This is a genomic window from Sedimentitalea sp. XS_ASV28, from assembly GCF_041224545.1.
Lineage (GTDB): Bacteria > Pseudomonadota > Alphaproteobacteria > Rhodobacterales > Rhodobacteraceae > Sedimentitalea.
The window spans coordinates 1-17,370 of record NZ_JBGFGP010000049.1 but is presented as its reverse complement, the minus strand read 5'-3'; the positions used below and the strand labels follow the sequence as shown (position 1 = coordinate 17,370).

The following is a 17,370-nucleotide window of genomic DNA, read 5'->3' as shown; positions in this document are numbered from 1 at the left end:
CTATTCCGACGGCATCATGCCGCCGTCCATATTCTCGGTCATGGACGCCATCATCTCGGTGCAGGCTTCCATCATGGGTTTCATTTCGGCCATCATCTTCATCATGCCCATCATGTCGCCGTCCATCATGCCGCCTTGCATGGCCCCCTCATTCTGCATCATTTCGCCCGTTTCCGGCGTGGTCTGTTCCTGGGCGCTGACGGCAAATGCACTTGCGGTAAGGGCCGTCGCAACGACGAAAGTTGTAAGTGTTTCTCTCATGGTTTTCTCCTTGGGTTGATCGTGTGGTTATCGAAAGAACTCAGTCGGGAGACGCCCCGTCCGGCGAGTTGGAGCATCCCTTTCCAGACCCGCCCTTCATGCACAGACCCAGGCCGCACATCGCGGCACAGGGGGCCAGCGAGACCAGAACAGGCGCGAGCCCGATCGCGGTGAGCCATCCCCAGTTCAGGGCCATGCCGCCCCCCATCACGGTTGCCGCACCGACGAACAGCAATCGTCTGCGCGTCAGCCACCGGGGCCAGTTGCCTGCGCTTTCAATGTCGGCGGCACCCGCAATGCTGGAAGGTGATATGTCGGTCATCCGAAAAATCCTGTCGATGTTAATGAGATAGTCATTCCAGTAACTGGAAGGTCAAGGGTGAGGGAACGTCTTCTGGGGAACTCATTCGATAAATCCGCGCAGAAAGGACACCATTTCGGGGTCGTCCCATTCGGCTGGTCCGACCAGTCGCCCGAGCTCCCGCCCCTGCGCGTCGATCAGGATCGTCGTCGGCAGGCCAACGGTGCGCAGCGCGGTCATCGAAAGCATGGTCTGGTCGACATACATATTGAGATTGGTCACACCGATCTCGTCGTAGAAACGCCGAACGATTTGTGATCCGGCCCGGTCGATGGAAAGGGCAACCACTTCGAAGTCGTCGCCGCCAAGTTCCGCCTGAAGCGCATCCAGCGTCGGCATCTCTTCGCGGCAGGGGACGCACCAGGTTGCCCAGACATTCACGAGGATCACTTTGCCGCGAAAATCTTCCATGTCTCCGCGGCTGCCGTCATCTTTCTCGTAGCGCACATTGGCGACAGGCTTTGGGGTGTCATGCAGTGCAAACCCCTGCGGCCCGGCAAACGCCGCGCCGACGGACAGTGCCCAGGCGACTAGCGCCGGTTTCAGAATTTTCATGGCGTTGTCTCCTTGGCGGATTGGGTTTTGAGGTAACGGACGATCGGCAGCAACGTATCCTGCAGGATCGCTCGCGTGATCGGACCGACATGGCGGTAGGCGATGGTGCCATCGCGCGCGATGATGTAGGTTTCGGGAACGCCGTAGACGCCCCATTCGATGCCCGCGCGTCCGTCGATGTCGGCCCCGATGCGCGCGTAGGGATCGCCGAGCTCGTCGAGCCAGGCGCGCGACTGCTCGGGTGGGTCTTTGTAGTTGATCCCGTAGAGTGGGACCTCGCCAGTCGCTGCCAATTCCATGAACAGCGGGTGTTCGGCACGGCAGGGCACGCACCAGGAGGCGAAGACGTTCACCAGCGAGACATGGCCAATCAGATCCTGCGTCGAAAGACCTTCCTCGCGGCCGAGCACCGGGGGCAGCGCGAATTCCGGCACTGGTTTATCGAGAAGCGCCGACGGCAAGTCGTCGCCACCCCTGAAAAGCCCCCAACCGAACAGGACCATGAGGGCAAAAGCTATCAGCGGCACCAGCACGAACCCGGAGATACCGCGTCGCGACACAGGGTCGGCATTTCCCTCGACCTCTTCCGTCATGGCTGCGCCTGCTCATCGGCAACGGATCGGTTTTCCTGCGACGCGCGGATCCGGTCGGACCATGTGGTTTTGATGTAGTCGAGGATCGCCGTGATCTCATCGTCTGTCAGCACATCCTCATATCCGGGCATGTCGCTTTCGTACCCGTTCCCGACAATCGCCGCCGGTCCGCGTTTCACGATGTCGAGCAATACGCGGTCGGGGTGATGCCAGGTATGGCCGGAGGCATCGTGCGGCGGGGCAGGCAACCTGCCGTTCGGCAATCGTGTGCGCCAATCTGGTTGCCCCTCCAGGTTTGCCCCATGGCAACTGGCACAATTCTCTTGATAAAGGCGCTCGCCCATGAGCACGTCGCTCTGCGCTGCTACTGGCAAAACCGTTGTGGCGAGCAGGACGGCAGCGAGCCTAATGGTGTTTTTCACGGCACTTCCACCTTCTTGTTGCGAACCACATACAGAGAATGAAAAGTGCCGCGAGCAGCGACAGGACAAGCAGGACGCAAAGCGCCCAGACCAATCCCATCGACAACAGGCTGTCGCCGCTGCTGGCACCCTCAATCCGCATTCTGGCACATTTCTATTTTCCGCTGTCCGAGCGGATGTATTTGACCAAGGCGATCGCCGCGAGCACCAGCACACCCACGATCAGCAACCAGACGAGGCCCATCGCAATCATCATGCCGCCGCCCATCATTCCACCGTCCATCATCATGCATTCCATCCATTGTTTTTCCTTGAAGCCGGTCTGACACGGGTTCGCACCAGACCGCGCGATTGATCATTCGACCGCATATACGGTCGGGCTCACACCTTCTTCGACGGTGTAAATCTTGAAGGGCTCCTGTTTCGCGCCGCCCATACCCGGCGACCCCAATGGCATGCCGGGAAGAGTCACACCGGCAATTTCCGGGCGCTCTTCCAGCAGCCTGTTGACGACATCAATCGGCACGTGGCCGCTGACGACGTAATCGTCCACAAAGGCTGTATGGCAGCATTGGAAGTCATCCCGGATGCCCGCATCGCGGCTGATCTGCGCCAGGTCGTGGGTCGGCTTCACCTCCACCGTGAAACCGTTCTCGCGCAGATAGTCCGCGTAGCTCTCGCAACATCCGCATTGTGGGTTCTAGTAGAGCGTGATCTCCTGCGCCGCGGCAGGCGCGGCATTCAGGCTCATCGCAAGGACGGCGACGGCACCTGCCGTGCCGAGGCTGGCAAATCCCAGTATCTTCTTTATCGGTTCATTCATTTTCATGGTCTAAGTGTGTGAGTTTCAGGTTTTGGTCGTGCCAGGTTCGACACGGATGACGCCCATCATGCCCGCCGCCTGGTGTTCCAGAATGTGGCAATGGAACATCCAGTCACCGGGATTGTCCGCGGCGAAGGCGATCTCGACCCGTTCTTCGGGCGCCATCAGGACGGTGTCCTGCCATTCGCGATACCGAGTCGGTTGTCCGTTGCGGGCGATCACACGGAACGAATGCCCGTGAAAATGGATCGGATGGTGCCAGGCGGTGCGATTATCCATCTCGAACACGTGCGACGTGCCCTGCGGTAGGACCGGCAAGGGGTCCATCATATGACCCGTCGCGGCTTCTCCGTTGATGAACCACATGTTGCCCTCGCGCATCTGGTCCATCATCGACCCCATACCGCTGCCCATCATCATCTGCCCCATCATTCCGCCGTTGAAGACGATCTGGTGCCGCGCGGCCGACGCCATGTCCGGTTCGGCCAGCGGGTTGGGCGGCAGGTCCATCGACCAGTCCGGTACCGCGTCCCGCAACCTGTCCGGTCCGTAGGCAAGATCGACCAGCCGGTATTCGAGCCCCTCGTAGAAGGTATCGATGACGGTCACGGCGTCTCCAGGCTTGCCGGGCATGTCGATCACCAGATCGACACGCATGGCCGGGCCGATCACAACGATGTTGCTATCAGGGACATGAGGCGTCACGGGCTGACCGTCCAAAGCGACTACGACAGGCTCAAGAGCCCCGAAATCCAGCCCAAAAATCCGCGCGTTCGCTGTGTTGATCAATCGCAGCCGGATACGTTCGCCGGACCGCACCGCAATGCGCTCCGGCATCTGACCGTTGATCGTCACGGAATTCCCGATACGACCGCCATGCATGGCGTCGTGGCGGCTGCCGAAGTCACCCGCAATCTGTCCGTCGCGGGTCATGCGCCAGTCGTCCAGCATCCAGGTCAGGTCCCGATCCACGCGGATCGGGTCCGCCTCCTCGACGATCAGCGGCCCGTAAAGGCCGCGTCCGACCTGTTCGGAACTGCGCTGGTGCGGATGGTACCAGAACGTGCCCGCATCCAGCGCATCGAATTCGTAAAGGAATTCGCCCGCGACGGGGATCGGGTCCTGCGTGAGGAACGGCACCCCGTCCATCGCATTGGGCGTGCGGATGCCATGCCAGTGGATTGTGGTCCCTTCATCCAACCCATTCTGAGCCAGAACCCGGATACGGTCGCCTTGCCGGACCCTGATTTCAGGTCCGGGGACGGATCCGCTATAGCTCCAGACATTAGTCGGGCCGTATGGCAACGGTCGCAGGGCGGCCTGTCCGGATGCCGCGCGTAGCACGAAGGGGTCCCCTGTTGGATCGGCCATCGCCATTCGTGCAGGTGACAGAGCGGATAGAGCTGTGAAGGCGGCACCGGTGTGCAGCACGTGCCTTCGTGAAATCGGTCTGTGGAGGATCATCGCAACTGCCTTGATCTGAAAGGGTCGCACTCAGCCAGCTTCGGCCAAGGCAACAATCAGGCCTCGCAGCAGGCGAGGCCGGTTTCAGGTTCAGACAGGCAGTTTGGGAGGGAATGGATCAAGCGACGGATTCGTGCCGAGTGAGATCAGAGGTTCGGCACCCCGGACGGCAGTACCAAAAGGCCTCGTGAGCCGCGCTGACGGCATCTTGGCAAGGAAGCCAGAAGTACCGCTGGAGCCGCAAGGAACAGGACACCCACCTTCACAGGCAGTGCCCTCAGCAAATCCGGTGGGATCGCACCCGCCGCAACGGCCATCCGCGCTTTCGGTGGGTTCCATCTGCGCCATAGCCGTGATTGACATACTGGCCGACGACATATCCGGCGCAGTCACTGCACCGAAGGTCAGCATGAGAATCAAAACAAGGCGAAAAACGCAGGTCATACAGTTACTGCTACAACTTTCCAGCAAGGGGAGGTCAAGTGACATTCTGTAACTTGGACGTGATACCCCTGTAGTGTATCCGCCTCAGACCTTCGCTACTGCCCTTCGCAGCCAGTTGCTCATGCAAAGGTTCATCAGTCCACTTGACGTTGGTCGACGTCAACTTGCCGTCGCAAATGAGGAAATGCTATCCTCATGCTCGGTCAGCTTTTTTCGTGAGTATGAGTTTCCTCCCCATCTCTCGAATTACCGTGACCATAGAGATCGGCGTTCTGATGAGCGCGATCCTCGTGCTCGAATTCGAGGCTGGAATGGCTGATGCCGAATTCTCCCTTCAGCCGCTTCTTGATCGCGCTCTTGATCTCTTCAATCTTCGACCACCCCTCGGCTGCCACGACGACATGGCAGTCGAGCGCAGCCTCGTGCTCTTGCATTTGCCAGAGATGGACGTGGTGGACGTCGGCGACGCCTTCGACTTTCCGCATCGCTTCGACGACGGCCTCGTTGTCGATGTCCGGCGGGCTCCCGAGCATCAGGGTTCGGATTGGGCCGCCTATTTCAGTGAAAGACAGATACAGAATGTAGAGCGCGATGCCGATCGTGATGGCAGGATCAACCCAACGCATGTCGTAAAGGATGATCAGTGACCCACCGACGATAACCGCGACCGAAGCAAGCGCGTCCGACAGGTTATGCAGGAAAAGCGCCCGAATGTTCACGCTGCCCTTCTGCATCGAATAGGTCAGCATTGCGGTCAGCGTGTCGATCACAAGCGCAATTCCACCGAGAATGACGACGGTCCACCCCATGACTTCGGGTGGATCAATCATGCGCATGCCGCCTTCGTAGATCAGGTAGAAGCCGATCACGATCAGGGTCGTGTAGTTGATCAGGGCCGCGACGATTTCGACCCGGCCATATCCGAAGGTCATGCGCTCATCGGCCGGTCGGCGCGCGATCTTGCGTGCGGCAAAGGCAATGACAAGCGAAGCCATATCGGAAAAGTTGTGCAGCGCATCTGCTATCAGTGCCAAACTACCCGAGAATATGCCCCCGACGATCTGCGCAACGGTAAGAAGCCCGTTCGCCCAGATCGCGATGGCAACCCGCCGATCGCCAGAATCCGGATCGATATGGGCGTGCCCGTGGTCATGTGGCATTGGCAGGCTCCTCATGCGCGTGTGTCGCGCGTCGGTCAATCTTCAGGCGACCGCTGCGCAAACCACGTACGCGCGCATTCATCCAGTGGCGTATGATATGACGGTAAAGGGCACCACGCAGCCATCCAAAGGATTGCCCATGGGACGAATAGAATGCGTCCGGCGTATCAAACACGCCGAAATCCTGCACGATGCCGGTTTTCTGAATGTAGGTATCTTCTCCGTTCCAGGCGACGGGAGGCGCGCCAAGGCAATCCGTGCCCGCGCCATAACCGCAGAGACTTTCTGTGTCCGAGAATGACGTTTGCAGGACATCGAGGAAAGCGTCATCCAGGATGAAGCCTTCAAGGTTGATCCAGGAATCTTGAAATTCGATCTCGACCCATGAGTGGAGAATTTCCTGCGGAGCAAGCGGATACACCAGCTCAGGGACAACACCGCGCTGCAAGCCCTTGTGGATCGTAAACCCATGCAACCGGCAACGAATGCCGACACCACGCAGCAGCGCCATCAAGAGCGTGCCTTTGGTGTTGCACTGCCCGTAGCCGTCGGAAAACACTTCGGATGCGGGGATGTCGTCAGCTCGATTGTATCCGAACTCGATTTCATTCCGAACGAAATCATAGACGGCTCCGATCCGATCGTGTTCGGATAAGCCGCGCCAGCTGCGGTTCCCAATTAGATGCGCAAGAGGCGTGGCATCAAAATCCAGTAGTTTGGTGGGTACAAGTAGGGGGTCGGTCATATGCAACGGGTCGCTCCTCGAATCGTCTTGGAACAAGACTAATTGCTATAGTCACTGTAGCTTCAACCCTTTCTTTCAGAAAGAATCTCCCGCAACTATTTGTCCGTGTGAACCGCTTTGTGGTGTTCGCCGTGTGCGTCGCGCAGGATGTCGATACCGCCCCAGGCCGCGATCCCGGCGACAATCACGCCGACGACGAGGTCCGGCCAGTTGGTTCCTAGCCAGGCGACGAGGCCGCCAGCCACGACTATTCCGAGGTTCGCGGCGAAATCGTTGTAACTGAAGGTGTTGGCCGCGCGGATGTTGACGTCCGGATCTTTGAGCTTAGCGAGCAGCCAGACGCAGACTGCGTTGATAGCCGCCGCGATCAGGGCCATTGCGATCATGATCGTCCCGAGCGGATCTGACCCGCCGATGTAGCGGCGCCATGCATCGTAAAGGATACCAGCGGCGAACAGAATCAGCAGCCCGCCGGAAACGTTCGCAGCCCCGCGTTTCCATTTGTCGGATCGGGACAAAGCGAAAAGGCTGATCGCGTAGACGAAGCTGTCGGAGAGGTTATCGAGCCCGTTGGCGATCAGGGCACTTGAGTCGCCGAAGGCGCCTGTTGCGAAAAAGGCCACGGCCAAACCGATATTGAGCGCAAGAACGATCCAAAGCGTCCGTCTCTCCATTGAATCTTGTCTAGCGGCCATTTTGTGGTTCCAGCTTGTGTTGTACGACACATTAACTTTTGCGGCTGATCTGCGTTCCAGCCGGAATGTTGGCTGAATTCCTTCAGGCCCCGATTTCCTCGTGCTCGGTCAGGCATTCCGAATGGTCCCGCAACACCTCAAGCACCTTGCAGTCTCCGGTCCGCCCGCCGCTGCATTCGTGAACCATGCGTTTCAGTTCCGTGCGCAGCGCCTTCAGGCGGGCCATGCGCTGCTCCACCTGTTTGAGCTGGCGACGCGCGATGGCATCTGCCTCGTCGCAGGGGCGGTTGGGATGGTCGCTGAGGTCGAGCAGCTCGCGGATCGCATCGAGCGAGAAACCGAGTTGCCGCGAATGGCGGATGAAGGACAGTCGGTCGAGCTGTGCATTGTCGTAGCGCCTCTGTCCGCCTTCGGTCCTGCCAGGTTCGGGCATGAGTCCGATCTGTTCGTAGTACCGGATGGTCTGCACTTTTGTGCCAGTCTTCTTTGACAGAGTACCGATCGTGAGCATTTTCGCCTCCATGAAAAAGATACAGTTTGTGTAGGTTTTGCCGTCGGAATAAACAAGTGTCGGATTCACAGACGCGTGAGTTCAAGCTATACCATGATTTCGTGCTTGAACCTCTAGCGGCTAGAGGATGTATCCGCACATGCAATAAGAATCAAAAACAGGCGAACAGGATTGTCCCTTACATCGGCACAGAAGTTTCTTTGGGTTTTGGCAGGCGTGGCAGCGCTTGCCTTCGTATGGCTTTTGCTATGGTCCGATTATCGTGCCGATAGCGCCCGAACTGACGCCGAGCCGCCTTTTTTCGCTGAGTTCGAACTGACGGACCACCAGGGTATGGTTCAAACCGAGGAGGACTTTGCGGGGCGCTGGATGCTGGTTTTTTTCGGCTTTACCAACTGCCCCGACGTCTGCCCGACGACCCTATCTGAGGTCGCGGCGGTGATGGACGGTCTGGGCGACGATGCCGCCAAGGTCCAGCCGATTTTCATAACAATCGACCCTGAACGAGACACGCCCCCAGCACTCGCCGAATACGTCCCGCTGTTCGATGCGGGCATCATCGGGCTGACGGGCACGCCGGAACAGATCGCCGCCACGTCCGAGACGTTTCCAATCTTCTTTGAGCGCGTCGAAGAGGCCGCAGCGCCGGATGGGTACACCATGGGCCACACGTCGCATCTGTTCCTCTTCGACCCCGAAGCAGGTTTTGCCGACTCATGGCCCTATGGCACCTCCGCCGAAGAGATCCTCGCCGATCTGGAAGAGAGGATTTGACCGACATGAACCGCATATCCGGAGAAACAGCCCTCGGGCTGGCGTGGATCATCGCGCTCGTCGCCTCGCTTGCCGTGCTTTTCATCGGCGAGGTGCTGGGGCAGACGCCGTGCGTGCTGTGCTGGTTCCAGCGCGCCTTCATGTTCCCCTTGGCCATTGTCCTCGGGCTCGGCCTTTGGTGGCGGGACGGCCGCGTGGGACGCTACGGCATCGCATTGGCGCTTGGCGGCGGCGCAATCGCCCTCTGGCACATGGGGCTGTACGTCGGTCTTGTTCCCGAACGCATCCAGCCCTGCACGGCCACCGGCCCCTCTTGCACCGATGACAACCAACTGGTCTTCGGCATCCCGATCCCGCTGATGGCGCTCGCCGCCTTCGCGCTGATCGGGGCGCTGTCGGCCCTTTCATTGAAGGACACACGAACATGAACCGACGCGGCCTGATCCTGTCCGTTCTCGCCCTCGGCGTCGCCGGTTTCGGCGGAGCCACCTGGTTTGCAACCCGCCCCGGCCCGGTGGCCGAAGCGGAGCCTGTTGCGCCGGAACTCGCGGACGCGATGATCCGCCCCTACTCGCCCATCCTCGGGCCTGCGGAAGCGCCCGTCACGATCGTCGAATTCTTCGATCCGGCCTGCGAGGCCTGTCGCGCCTTTCATCCCATCGTGAAGGACATCATGGCCGAGCATGGGGATGCTGTCCGCGTCGTGATCCGCTACACGCCCTTCCACGGCGCGGCATCCGAGGAAGCGATCCGCGTGCTCGAGGCGGCGCGCATGCAGGACGTTTACGTGCCGGTGCTTGAGGCCGTTCTGCGGGAACAGCCGAGATGGGCGTCGCACGGTGCCGCGGCGCCTGGCCTGATCCTTCAGATCGCCGCCACGGCCGGACTCGATGCCGAGGCCGCGCGCACGCAAATGCTGGCACCCGATGTCGTGGCGATCCTGAACCAGGATCGTGCTGACGTCGAGACCGTGGGAATTCGCCAGACGCCCACATTCTTCGTGAACGGCAAGCCGCTCGATCCATTCGGGGAGGCAGAATTGCGTCGTCTGGTGGCCGCCGAAGTCGCTGCCGCGCAAAGCTGAATACAAAGGGCAGGATCAGAACGATGAAAAAGTATATTTTGACCAGCACACTGGCGGCGCTTTTGACCCTTGGAGGGTTCTCAGCGCCCGCGCTGGCCGGACCCGAGGATGTTGTCGTCGAGAACGCGTGGTCCCGCGCCTCCATCGGGATGAACCGTCCCGGGGCCGCTTACATGACGATCCGCAACACTGGCGACGAGCCAGTGACGCTGATCGGCCTTACAACACCTCTCGCGATGATGCCCGAAATTCACGAGACGAAGACAAATGCCGAAGGTGTGAGTTCCATGAGCCCGGCGGGGGAGATCGCGATCGCCCCGGGCGAGAGCGTCGCGCTCGAACCGGGGGGCCTGCACGCAATGCTGATGCGGCTACAAGAACCGATGACGGAAGGGGACACCTTTCCGCTGACCCTGCTTTTCGACGACGGAGGCGAAGTGACGGTCGAGGTGCCGATCCTCGGAATCGCCGCGCGGGGGCCAGAGGACTGATGCGGCGACGGGCGATCCTGGGGTACGGCGTGGCTGGTGTCGGGGCGGTCGCCCTGATGCTCTTCGTCGGTTGGTGGCAGGTCGATGGACCCGGTGGACCAGAACCTGTCGGGCAGCGGCCTGTGGCCCTGACCGAGATGGATTTCCGTCTGACGGATCATGAGGGCAACGCGGTCGGGCCGGAAACCCTGATCGGTCGCCCGACGATGGCGTTCTTCGGCTTCACCTACTGTCCCGATGTCTGCCCGACCACGCTCTCGGACATTTCGGGATGGCTCGACGATCTGGGAGACGAGGCCGACGAGATGAACGTGGTTTTCATCACGGTCGATCCCGAGCGCGACACTGTCGAAACGATGGCCGAATATGTCGGCTACTTCCATCCTGGGATACGTGGCTGGACGGGACCGGAAGAGCAGATCGCGCGCGTCGCGCACGGCTTCCGCGCCACCTACGAGCGGGTGCCGACGGAGAGCGGCAATTACACGATGAACCACACCGCGAGCGTCTTCCTGTTCGCAGCCTCTGGGCGGTTCGTCACCATGATCGACTATCACGAACCCAGAGAATTCGCGGTGCCGAAAATTCGCCGCGCGCTGGAAGAAGAAATGGAGGGGGCGACATGAGGCTCAGAACTTTGGCGGCGGGTGTCGCAATTGCGGGGACAGTTTCGGGAGCGGCTATCGCCATCTCTGATTTCATATCGAAAGAACCCGTGCCGCCGGAACTTGCCCAGGCAGGTAATTGGATGCCCCAAGGTCCTGAAGCCCCCCAGAACGTTGACATCCCCGTGACGCTGCCCGTGACGGTATGGGCAGAAGATGCACCCGACGTCGGCCCCCTACCCCTTCTGCAGGTCGCGTTTGCCGACGTGCCGGTACGGGCGATCGAGCCACCGCTGTCGACGTGGTCGCGCGACATTGCGCCTGGCGAGACGCTCGATTTCTTGCTGTCCGAAGCCGGTCTTGCGGCACCTGAAAGAGCCGAAGTTGCCCTCGCGCTTGGCGCGGAATACGATCTGCGACGGCTGCGGCCGGGGCATTCGGTCACTGTTGTCTCGACCATGGACGGCAGCACCCGCACCGTCTCGCTCGCCGTCGAGGACGGGGTGCGAATCGAGGTGCTTTTCGGCGAGCAGTTGTCCACCCAGGTCTTAGCTCCGGACCCGGAGATCGTAACCCTTGCCGGCGAAGCCGTGATCGACAGTTCGATCTTCGCGGCACTCGACGAAGCCGGCATACCCGCCCGTTTTTCCGTGGACCTTGCGCAGATGCTGGGTGGGACCGTGGATTTCCACCGCGAGATGGCCGGTGGCGAGACACTGAGGCTTCTCTGGCGCGAGGCGCGTGTGGGTGAGGAGAGGATCGGACAGCCCGAGCTCGCCTTCGCCGCACTGGAGATCGGCGGTTCGCTTTACGAGATCGTATGGCCGGACGACGGCAGCGGTCAGGCGACGATCTACGTCGATGGCGAGGTGCTGCGCGTCTTCGCACAGCCGGTCGAGGGTGCGCGCCTCAGCTCGGTGTTCGGACGCCGCACGCATCCGGTCTACGGCAACGTCCGGATGCACACCGGCGTCGATTTCGCAGCGGCACGTGGGACACCGGTTCAAGCGACGGCACCGGGGCGGGTCAGCTTCATCGGCTGGCGCGGCGGCTATGGTCGCGTGGTCGAGATCTTGCACGGCTCCGACACCATGACGCGCTACGCGCATCTGAGCGCCGTGCCGGAAGACCTGGCACAAGGCCAACGCGTGGCGGCGGGAGATGTGATCGGCCGCGTCGGCGCGACTGGCACGGCGACAGGTCCGAACCTGCACTACGAAGTCCTCGTGGATGGGCGCCCGACTGACCCTCTCTCTGACGACCGGCTCGCCGAAGCAGCCGAGAGCGAAGCGGATGATACCGCCGCGCTCTCGCGTCTGGCCGAGGCGCGGGCGTTTCTGAATGAAAACCTCGGCAGCGAGATTGCCGAAACGACAACCGAAAGGCTCTGACCCATGAAACGCATGACCCAAGCTCTGGCCATTACGCTCGCCCTTTTCCCGGCGGCCCAGGCCCTCGCAGAGGCAACGGCGATCGACGTCCGCAAGACCAACGGTTGCGGCTGTTGCGTGTCTTGGATGAACCATCTCGAAGAAAACGGTTTTGCGCCGACCGGCCAGGACATGTTCGGTGGATCGCTGGTTCGCTTCAAGCTCGACAACGGCGTGCCGCAGCGCATGGTCTCCTGCCACACCGCGCTCATTGATGGCTACGTGATCGAGGGCCATGTCCCGGCCGCTGACATCCGCCGCCTTCTCGAGGAGCGCCCGGACGCCGTCGGCCTCGCCGTTCCGGGGATGCCCTATGGCTCGCCCGGTATGGGGCCTGAAGATGACCGCGAAGCCTATGATGTCTTCCTCATCCGCGAGGACGGGTCGACGGAAGTCTTTTCGAGCTACGCCGAAGGATAATCTGGCCCGCCCATGGAAAATCTGTCCCCGATAATGCTCGGCTTTCTCGGAAGTCTCGCCGCCGGTTCGCTCACGGCAGTCGGAGCAGCTCCCGTGCTGTTCGGGCGCATCCCGTCCCGGGCCACGCGCGATCTGTCGCTCGGCTTCGCTGCCGGTGTCATGCTGTCAGCCTCGTTCTTTTCGCTGATCATCCCGGCATTAGATGCCGCAGAGCCGATGTTCGAGAACGGCGCGATGCCTGCGGCCATCGTATGCGTCTCGATCCTTCTGGGCATGGGGGCTGTCGCCCTGATGAACGAAAAGCTGCCGCACGAGCATTTCAAGACGGGACGCGAAGGGCCCGAAGCGGCGTCATTGCGGCGGGTCTGGCTGTTCATCATCGCGATCACGATCCACAACTTTCCCGAGGGTCTCGCGGTCGGGGTCGGGTTCGGTTCCGGTGGCATGGAAGGTGGCCTCCCACTCGCCATCGGCATCGGCTTGCAGAACGCGCCCGAAGGATTGGCCGTCGCGGTGTCGCTGCTGGGCGAGGGATATCCGAAGCTGCGCGCCTGGGGCATTGCGGCGCTGACTGGCATGGTCGAGCCGATTGGCGGTCTGCTCGGGGCCGGCATCATCACACTGTCGGAACCGCTGCTTCCATGGGGTCTGGCCTTTGCTGCGGGCGCAATGCTCTACGTCATTAGCCACGAAATCATCCCCGAAACCCATCGCAGCGGCCATCAGAACAGGGCGACGCTCGGTCTCGCAGTCGGGCTCGTTCTGATGCTGTTCCTTGATGTCTGGTTGGGATGAGGCAATGTCACTAAACAAGGTATCTCCGATGATCGGCGTCTTCGCAGCACTTGCTGCGTTCGCGATCGATCAGATCACCAAAGCCATTGTCGTTGCGAATGCCGTCACTTTAAGCGCCGGGATTCCCGTGTTTCCGGGATTCAACCTCGTCTTTTATCGTAATGACGGCGTGACTTTCGGGATGTTGGGCGGCGCGCCGTGGTGGAGCCTCATCGCTCTCGCTCTTGCCATCTGTGTTTGGCTGGGGGTTATGCTGTTTCGCGCCGAAAATGCGGTCGAAACACTTGCCTATGGCGCGATCATTGGCGGAGCCTTGGGCAATGTTATCGATCGTGTGCGGTATCGGGCTGTAACAGACTTTCTCGATTTCTACATTGGCACAACACATTGGCCTGCCTTCAACATGGCCGATATATTTGTTGTCAGTGGCGTGGGGCTCTTGCTCGCCGCGCCATGGATCAGCGTGCGGCGTCCGATCAAATCGTGAAGCCGGAAATTCTGAACCGCATAGCACTGCGCCACCGTTTGCTTTCGCGGATGACGCTTGGTTTCGTCGCCGGGGCGCTGACCGTTCTGACTTTCCCGCCTTTCTCGCTTCTCCTGCTTGTTCCCGTTGCCTATTCCGCGTTGTTTGTCGGTCTTCGCGATCTCTCCTTCGGGCGCGCTTTCCTCGTCGGCTGGGCGTTTGGTCTTGGCCAGTTCGGTTTCGGGATTTCGTGGATCGCGGAAAGTTTTTACGTCGAGGCCGAGCGGTTCGGGACGATGGCGATCCCGGCCGTCGCGGGATTGTCCGCAGGTCTCGCGATTTTCCCGGCCATTGCCGCCGCGCTTTTCGCCGAAATCACGCGGCGCGGAGCCATGGGCAGTCTCTTGGCCTGCCTCGCGTTCGCGACCTCCTGGACCGTGGCAGAGTGGTTGCGTGGTCACGTTCTGACAGGGTTTCCATGGAACCTCGCCGGCTACGCACTTGTAGACTACGCCGCCCTTCGCCAGACCGCCGCCTGGGTCGGAAGCTATGGGCTAAGCTTTCTCACCGTGTTCGTTGCGGTACTCCCCGGCGCGGCTGTCATGGCGTCCGGGCGGCAACGATTGACCGTTTCGCTCATGGCGCTGGCCGGCATCGCGGCTATTTGGGCCGTCGGGACGCTTCACCTCCAGTCGGATACACAACAGCCACCCGGTGTCGACCTGCGCATCGTTCAGGGCAACATTCCCCAAGGGGAGAAATGGGCGCCCGAGAACCGCGAGGCGACCTTCGCGCGCTATCTTGAGCTTTCAACCCGGCCCGGCGATTTCGACGTTCTTCTCTGGCCGGAAACCGCCTTTCCGGGTTTCCTCGATGAGGATACGGAGGCACGGGATCGCATTGCCGCTGCGCTACCGGACGGCAGGGTGCTGCTCACAGGTGTGCCGGACCGTGTACCGAGCGAGGATGGCACCCGATATTTCAACACGGTTCAGGCATTTGACGAGACCGGCGAGATCCTGACCGACTACGCGAAACACCATCTCGTACCCTTCGGCGAATACGTGCCATTCCGTGGCTGGTTGCCCATCGAGCGGCTCACGGCGGGTCTGGGCGATTTTACGCCCGGACCGGGCCCGCGAACGCTTGCGCTTCCGAGTGTGCCGCTGGTCGCCGTGGCGATCTGCTATGAGATCATCTTCCCAAGCCATGTGGTCGACGACCTGTTCAGGCCGGACTGGATTTTCAACGCGACAAACGACGCCTGGTTCGGCACCAGCATCGGACCCGAGCAGCATCTGGCTTCCGCACGGATGCGCGCCGTAGAGGAAGGCCTTCCTGTCATCCGAGCCGCGAATACGGGCATCTCCGCGGTCATCGACGCGAACGGTGACCTCGTCGCGCGGCTCGGCAACGGAGAAACCGGTGTAATAGATGCGGCTCTGCCCTCTGCTCATCCGTCAACGCTCTATGCGCGCTTCGGCGACTGTGCGCTGCTGGCTCTCATCTTCACTACTTGGGCCGTGGGACTGGCTGCAGGTCTGGTCGGCACACACCGGTGCAACAAGAGAACAAGAACGGAGAAAAAGTCATGCTGGTAATCGCGGGCATTGTCGCGGGTGCGATCTGGGGTGGATATCTGGCGCGACGCCGAAAAGGAAACCGGCTGGATATCCTCCAGTATGCGGCGAGTTCGGCGATCGCCTTCGGTCTTCTCACCTATTTCGTTTCGGTGGTCCTCTTGCGCATCTTTGCATGAGAAGGGTTTCGAAACGGCACCGACGTGAGACGTCTTTTCAACATATTACTGTACGGGTTCTTGGCGATCTGTATCACGGCATCGGTTGGTTCCGGGTTGGTCTATTTTCTGCTGAGCGCATCCGTTCCCGACTACAACGAGGACTTCTCGGTAGCAGGCTTAGGTGGACCGGTCGATATTCTGCGAGATGCCTCGGCAATCCCGCACATTACCGCGAGTTCCGCCGCGGATGTCTATTTCGCGATCGGCTTCGTTCATGCGCAAGACCGACTCGGTCAGCTGTTAAGGGCAAGGCGAATGGCCGAAGCTTCTTGGCCATCCGATGAGACATTGTCCGTTGCGCCAGCGGTCTCAGACGCGCTCGAATCCTATGCCGCCGGCGTCAATGCGTGGCTCGAGCTGGTGTCGGCGGGAGGGCGCGGCAGAGGCTCGCCGGAACTGTTGATCGCAGACGAACGGTCGATCGATGCCTGGACACCTGGCGATAGCCTGAGGATTGCCCGGTCTTTCCTGAATGGCCTGCGACCGGAAAGCGCACGGAAAGGAACGCCGAGCTTATCAAGTGCAATTATACCGTCGGATCGACCAAAAGTGCTCGAACTATTTGCGACTGATCCGCAGCAGCGCCTCGATGCATGGGCGATAGACGGTGACCGAACCGCTGCCGGGACACCAATTCTCGCCGCCGATATCAGCGGTTCCCTGTCGCTGCCCTCGGAATGGTATCTCGCCGATCTTCAGTTTTCGACAGGGCCGGCCATAGGGGCCACGATGCCGGGCGTACCTTTCGTTATTGTCGGTCGCAATACGCGCGTCGCCTGGGCCTTCCGGTCATTTCCCGTGCCAGACGAGGAGGCACCAAGGGGGCCGTCACCCGTGCAGGCGGCAGGTTTCCTGACGATGCTGGAGCTGTTCACGCGTTCGGCCGACGCGACCGATGCCATCGGAGTTGCCGCAGACATGTTGCCGAAAGGCATGGAGGCATTGGCCATTGACCGAGAGACCGTTGCCCGATGGCCAAAAGAGGAAGCCGTACGAGCGTTGTCATTTCGCGACATTCGACTGGCGGAGCTTGAAGCGCGGCAATCGATCTTCTCGACTGAAGGCGCCATCGGTGTTCAAAGGGACACCGTAAGTACCGTGGCGCGAACCCTGCTGCCCCTGATGGCGAAGGAGCTTTGGTTCGTGCAGTCCAGAGACAGCATCGAAGGCACCGATGCGAACGACCTTCGTCGTGAACTACTGGACAGGCTTGCGTCGTGGAATGGCGACATGGATCGCTATTCACCGGAACCTCTGCTGTTCTGGACTTGGCTCCGGGCTTTGCAGCAGCGCATTTTGAAAGACGAATTTCCGGCAGCGCAGCAACTCTGGTGACCTGCCCCCCTTCGGTCCCTCGTTCATAACGAGAGTCTGCGGGTTTGATCTTGATAATCATGGGTTTCGGTTTGGGCAAGCGCGCCGGGCGCGGAGCCCTCAAATTGCTCAAGCGCTCGGCGCGCTTGCAGTGGC

The 17,370-nt window shown here is 60.7% G+C and carries 25 protein-coding genes; 12 read left to right on the top strand and 13 right to left on the bottom strand.

Features of this window, described 5'->3' with window-relative positions; all coding sequences use genetic code 11:
- The 13 genes from AB9K34_RS01380 to AB9K34_RS01320 form a co-directional block, all read right to left on the bottom strand.
- Complete coding sequence (locus AB9K34_RS01380) at nt 1-261, bottom strand: hypothetical protein (RefSeq protein WP_369952672.1); 261 nt, start codon at nt 259-261, stop codon at nt 1-3.
- 40 nt (nt 262-301) lie between these two features.
- Complete coding sequence (locus AB9K34_RS01375; RefSeq protein WP_369952671.1) at nt 302-583, bottom strand: hypothetical protein; 282 nt, start codon at nt 581-583, stop codon at nt 302-304.
- A gap of 81 nt (nt 584-664) precedes the next feature.
- A complete protein-coding gene (locus tag AB9K34_RS01370) occupies nt 665-1,177 on the bottom strand; it encodes a TlpA family protein disulfide reductase (RefSeq protein WP_369952670.1) in 513 nt (170 codons plus the stop codon).
- A complete protein-coding gene (locus tag AB9K34_RS01365; RefSeq protein WP_369952669.1) occupies nt 1,174-1,770 on the bottom strand; it encodes a DsbE family thiol:disulfide interchange protein in 597 nt (198 codons plus the stop codon). The genes AB9K34_RS01370 and AB9K34_RS01365 overlap by 4 nt, the downstream gene beginning before the upstream one ends.
- Nucleotides 1,767-2,192 carry a cytochrome c gene (locus AB9K34_RS01360; RefSeq protein ID WP_369952668.1) on the bottom strand — a complete coding sequence of 142 codons (426 nt, stop codon included), beginning with the start codon at nt 2,190-2,192 and terminating at the stop codon, nt 1,767-1,769. The genes AB9K34_RS01365 and AB9K34_RS01360 overlap by 4 nt, the downstream gene beginning before the upstream one ends.
- 154 nt (nt 2,193-2,346) lie before the next feature.
- Nucleotides 2,347-2,490, bottom strand: coding sequence for a hypothetical protein (locus AB9K34_RS01355; RefSeq protein WP_009815475.1), 144 nt, complete (start codon nt 2,488-2,490; stop codon nt 2,347-2,349).
- Between the two features lie 57 nt (nt 2,491-2,547).
- Nucleotides 2,548-2,832, bottom strand: coding sequence for a DUF411 domain-containing protein (locus AB9K34_RS01350; protein WP_369952667.1), 285 nt, complete (start codon nt 2,830-2,832; stop codon nt 2,548-2,550).
- 60 nt (nt 2,833-2,892) lie between these two features.
- Nucleotides 2,893-3,015 (bottom strand): hypothetical protein, encoded by a 123-nt coding sequence (locus tag AB9K34_RS01345; RefSeq protein WP_369952666.1) that lies wholly within the window; start codon nt 3,013-3,015, stop codon nt 2,893-2,895.
- A gap of 24 nt (nt 3,016-3,039) precedes the next feature.
- A complete protein-coding gene (locus tag AB9K34_RS01340) occupies nt 3,040-4,386 on the bottom strand; it encodes a multicopper oxidase family protein (protein WP_369952665.1) in 1,347 nt (448 codons plus the stop codon).
- A gap of 740 nt (nt 4,387-5,126) precedes the next feature.
- Nucleotides 5,127-6,083: a cation diffusion facilitator family transporter gene (locus tag AB9K34_RS01335; RefSeq protein ID WP_369952664.1), complete on the bottom strand. Its 957-nt coding sequence runs from the start codon at nt 6,081-6,083 to the stop codon at nt 5,127-5,129.
- Nucleotides 6,073-6,828, bottom strand: a complete 756-nt coding sequence (locus AB9K34_RS01330) for a transglutaminase family protein (protein WP_369952663.1) — start codon at nt 6,826-6,828, stop codon at nt 6,073-6,075. Before AB9K34_RS01330 ends, AB9K34_RS01335 begins: the two co-directional genes overlap by 11 nt.
- Nucleotides 6,829-6,923: 95 nt before the next feature.
- Nucleotides 6,924-7,502, bottom strand: a complete 579-nt coding sequence (locus tag AB9K34_RS01325) for a cation transporter (protein WP_088726088.1) — start codon at nt 7,500-7,502, stop codon at nt 6,924-6,926.
- Between the two features lie 103 nt (nt 7,503-7,605).
- A complete protein-coding gene (locus AB9K34_RS01320) occupies nt 7,606-8,034 on the bottom strand; it encodes a helix-turn-helix domain-containing protein (RefSeq protein WP_013959865.1) in 429 nt (142 codons plus the stop codon).
- 207 nt (nt 8,035-8,241) lie between these two features.
- Between AB9K34_RS01320 and AB9K34_RS01315 the strand changes: the two genes are divergently transcribed.
- From AB9K34_RS01315 to AB9K34_RS01260, 12 genes are all read left to right on the top strand, one after another.
- The gene (locus tag AB9K34_RS01315) at nt 8,242-8,808 is read left to right on the top strand and encodes an SCO family protein (RefSeq protein ID WP_164687448.1); all 567 of its coding nucleotides are present in this window, start codon (nt 8,242-8,244) and stop codon (nt 8,806-8,808) included.
- 5 nt (nt 8,809-8,813) lie between these two features.
- Nucleotides 8,814-9,236 carry a disulfide bond formation protein B gene (locus AB9K34_RS01310; RefSeq protein WP_090735045.1) on the top strand — a complete coding sequence of 141 codons (423 nt, stop codon included), beginning with the start codon at nt 8,814-8,816 and terminating at the stop codon, nt 9,234-9,236.
- Nucleotides 9,233-9,892: a DsbA family protein gene (locus AB9K34_RS01305; RefSeq protein WP_369952662.1), complete on the top strand. Its 660-nt coding sequence runs from the start codon at nt 9,233-9,235 to the stop codon at nt 9,890-9,892. The genes AB9K34_RS01310 and AB9K34_RS01305 overlap by 4 nt, the downstream gene beginning before the upstream one ends.
- 23 nt (nt 9,893-9,915) lie before the next feature.
- The gene (locus AB9K34_RS01300; protein ID WP_009503840.1) at nt 9,916-10,383 is read left to right on the top strand and encodes a copper chaperone PCu(A)C; all 468 of its coding nucleotides are present in this window, start codon (nt 9,916-9,918) and stop codon (nt 10,381-10,383) included.
- Nucleotides 10,383-11,009: an SCO family protein gene (locus tag AB9K34_RS01295; RefSeq protein WP_369952661.1), complete on the top strand. Its 627-nt coding sequence runs from the start codon at nt 10,383-10,385 to the stop codon at nt 11,007-11,009. Before AB9K34_RS01300 ends, AB9K34_RS01295 begins: the two co-directional genes overlap by 1 nt.
- Nucleotides 11,006-12,379: a M23 family metallopeptidase gene (locus AB9K34_RS01290; RefSeq protein ID WP_369952660.1), complete on the top strand. Its 1,374-nt coding sequence runs from the start codon at nt 11,006-11,008 to the stop codon at nt 12,377-12,379. The genes AB9K34_RS01295 and AB9K34_RS01290 overlap by 4 nt, the downstream gene beginning before the upstream one ends.
- 3 nt (nt 12,380-12,382) lie before the next feature.
- A complete protein-coding gene (locus AB9K34_RS01285; RefSeq protein ID WP_369952659.1) occupies nt 12,383-12,838 on the top strand; it encodes a DUF411 domain-containing protein in 456 nt (151 codons plus the stop codon).
- Nucleotides 12,839-12,850: 12 nt separating this feature from the next.
- Nucleotides 12,851-13,633 carry a ZIP family metal transporter gene (locus AB9K34_RS01280; protein WP_013959873.1) on the top strand — a complete coding sequence of 261 codons (783 nt, stop codon included), beginning with the start codon at nt 12,851-12,853 and terminating at the stop codon, nt 13,631-13,633.
- Between the two features lie 28 nt (nt 13,634-13,661).
- Nucleotides 13,662-14,120 carry a signal peptidase II gene (gene lspA, locus AB9K34_RS01275; RefSeq protein WP_188479591.1) on the top strand — a complete coding sequence of 153 codons (459 nt, stop codon included), beginning with the start codon at nt 13,662-13,664 and terminating at the stop codon, nt 14,118-14,120.
- Nucleotides 14,087-15,700, top strand: coding sequence for an apolipoprotein N-acyltransferase (lnt, locus tag AB9K34_RS01270; protein ID WP_369952658.1), 1,614 nt, complete (start codon nt 14,087-14,089; stop codon nt 15,698-15,700). The genes lspA and lnt overlap by 34 nt, the downstream gene beginning before the upstream one ends.
- Nucleotides 15,691-15,858, top strand: coding sequence for a hypothetical protein (locus tag AB9K34_RS01265; RefSeq protein ID WP_009503847.1), 168 nt, complete (start codon nt 15,691-15,693; stop codon nt 15,856-15,858). Before lnt ends, AB9K34_RS01265 begins: the two co-directional genes overlap by 10 nt.
- A gap of 96 nt (nt 15,859-15,954) precedes the next feature.
- Entirely contained in the window at nt 15,955-17,235 is a 1,281-nt protein-coding gene (locus tag AB9K34_RS01260) for a penicillin acylase family protein (RefSeq protein ID WP_369952657.1), read from the top strand.
- Nucleotides 17,236-17,370: the final 135 nt, after the last annotated feature.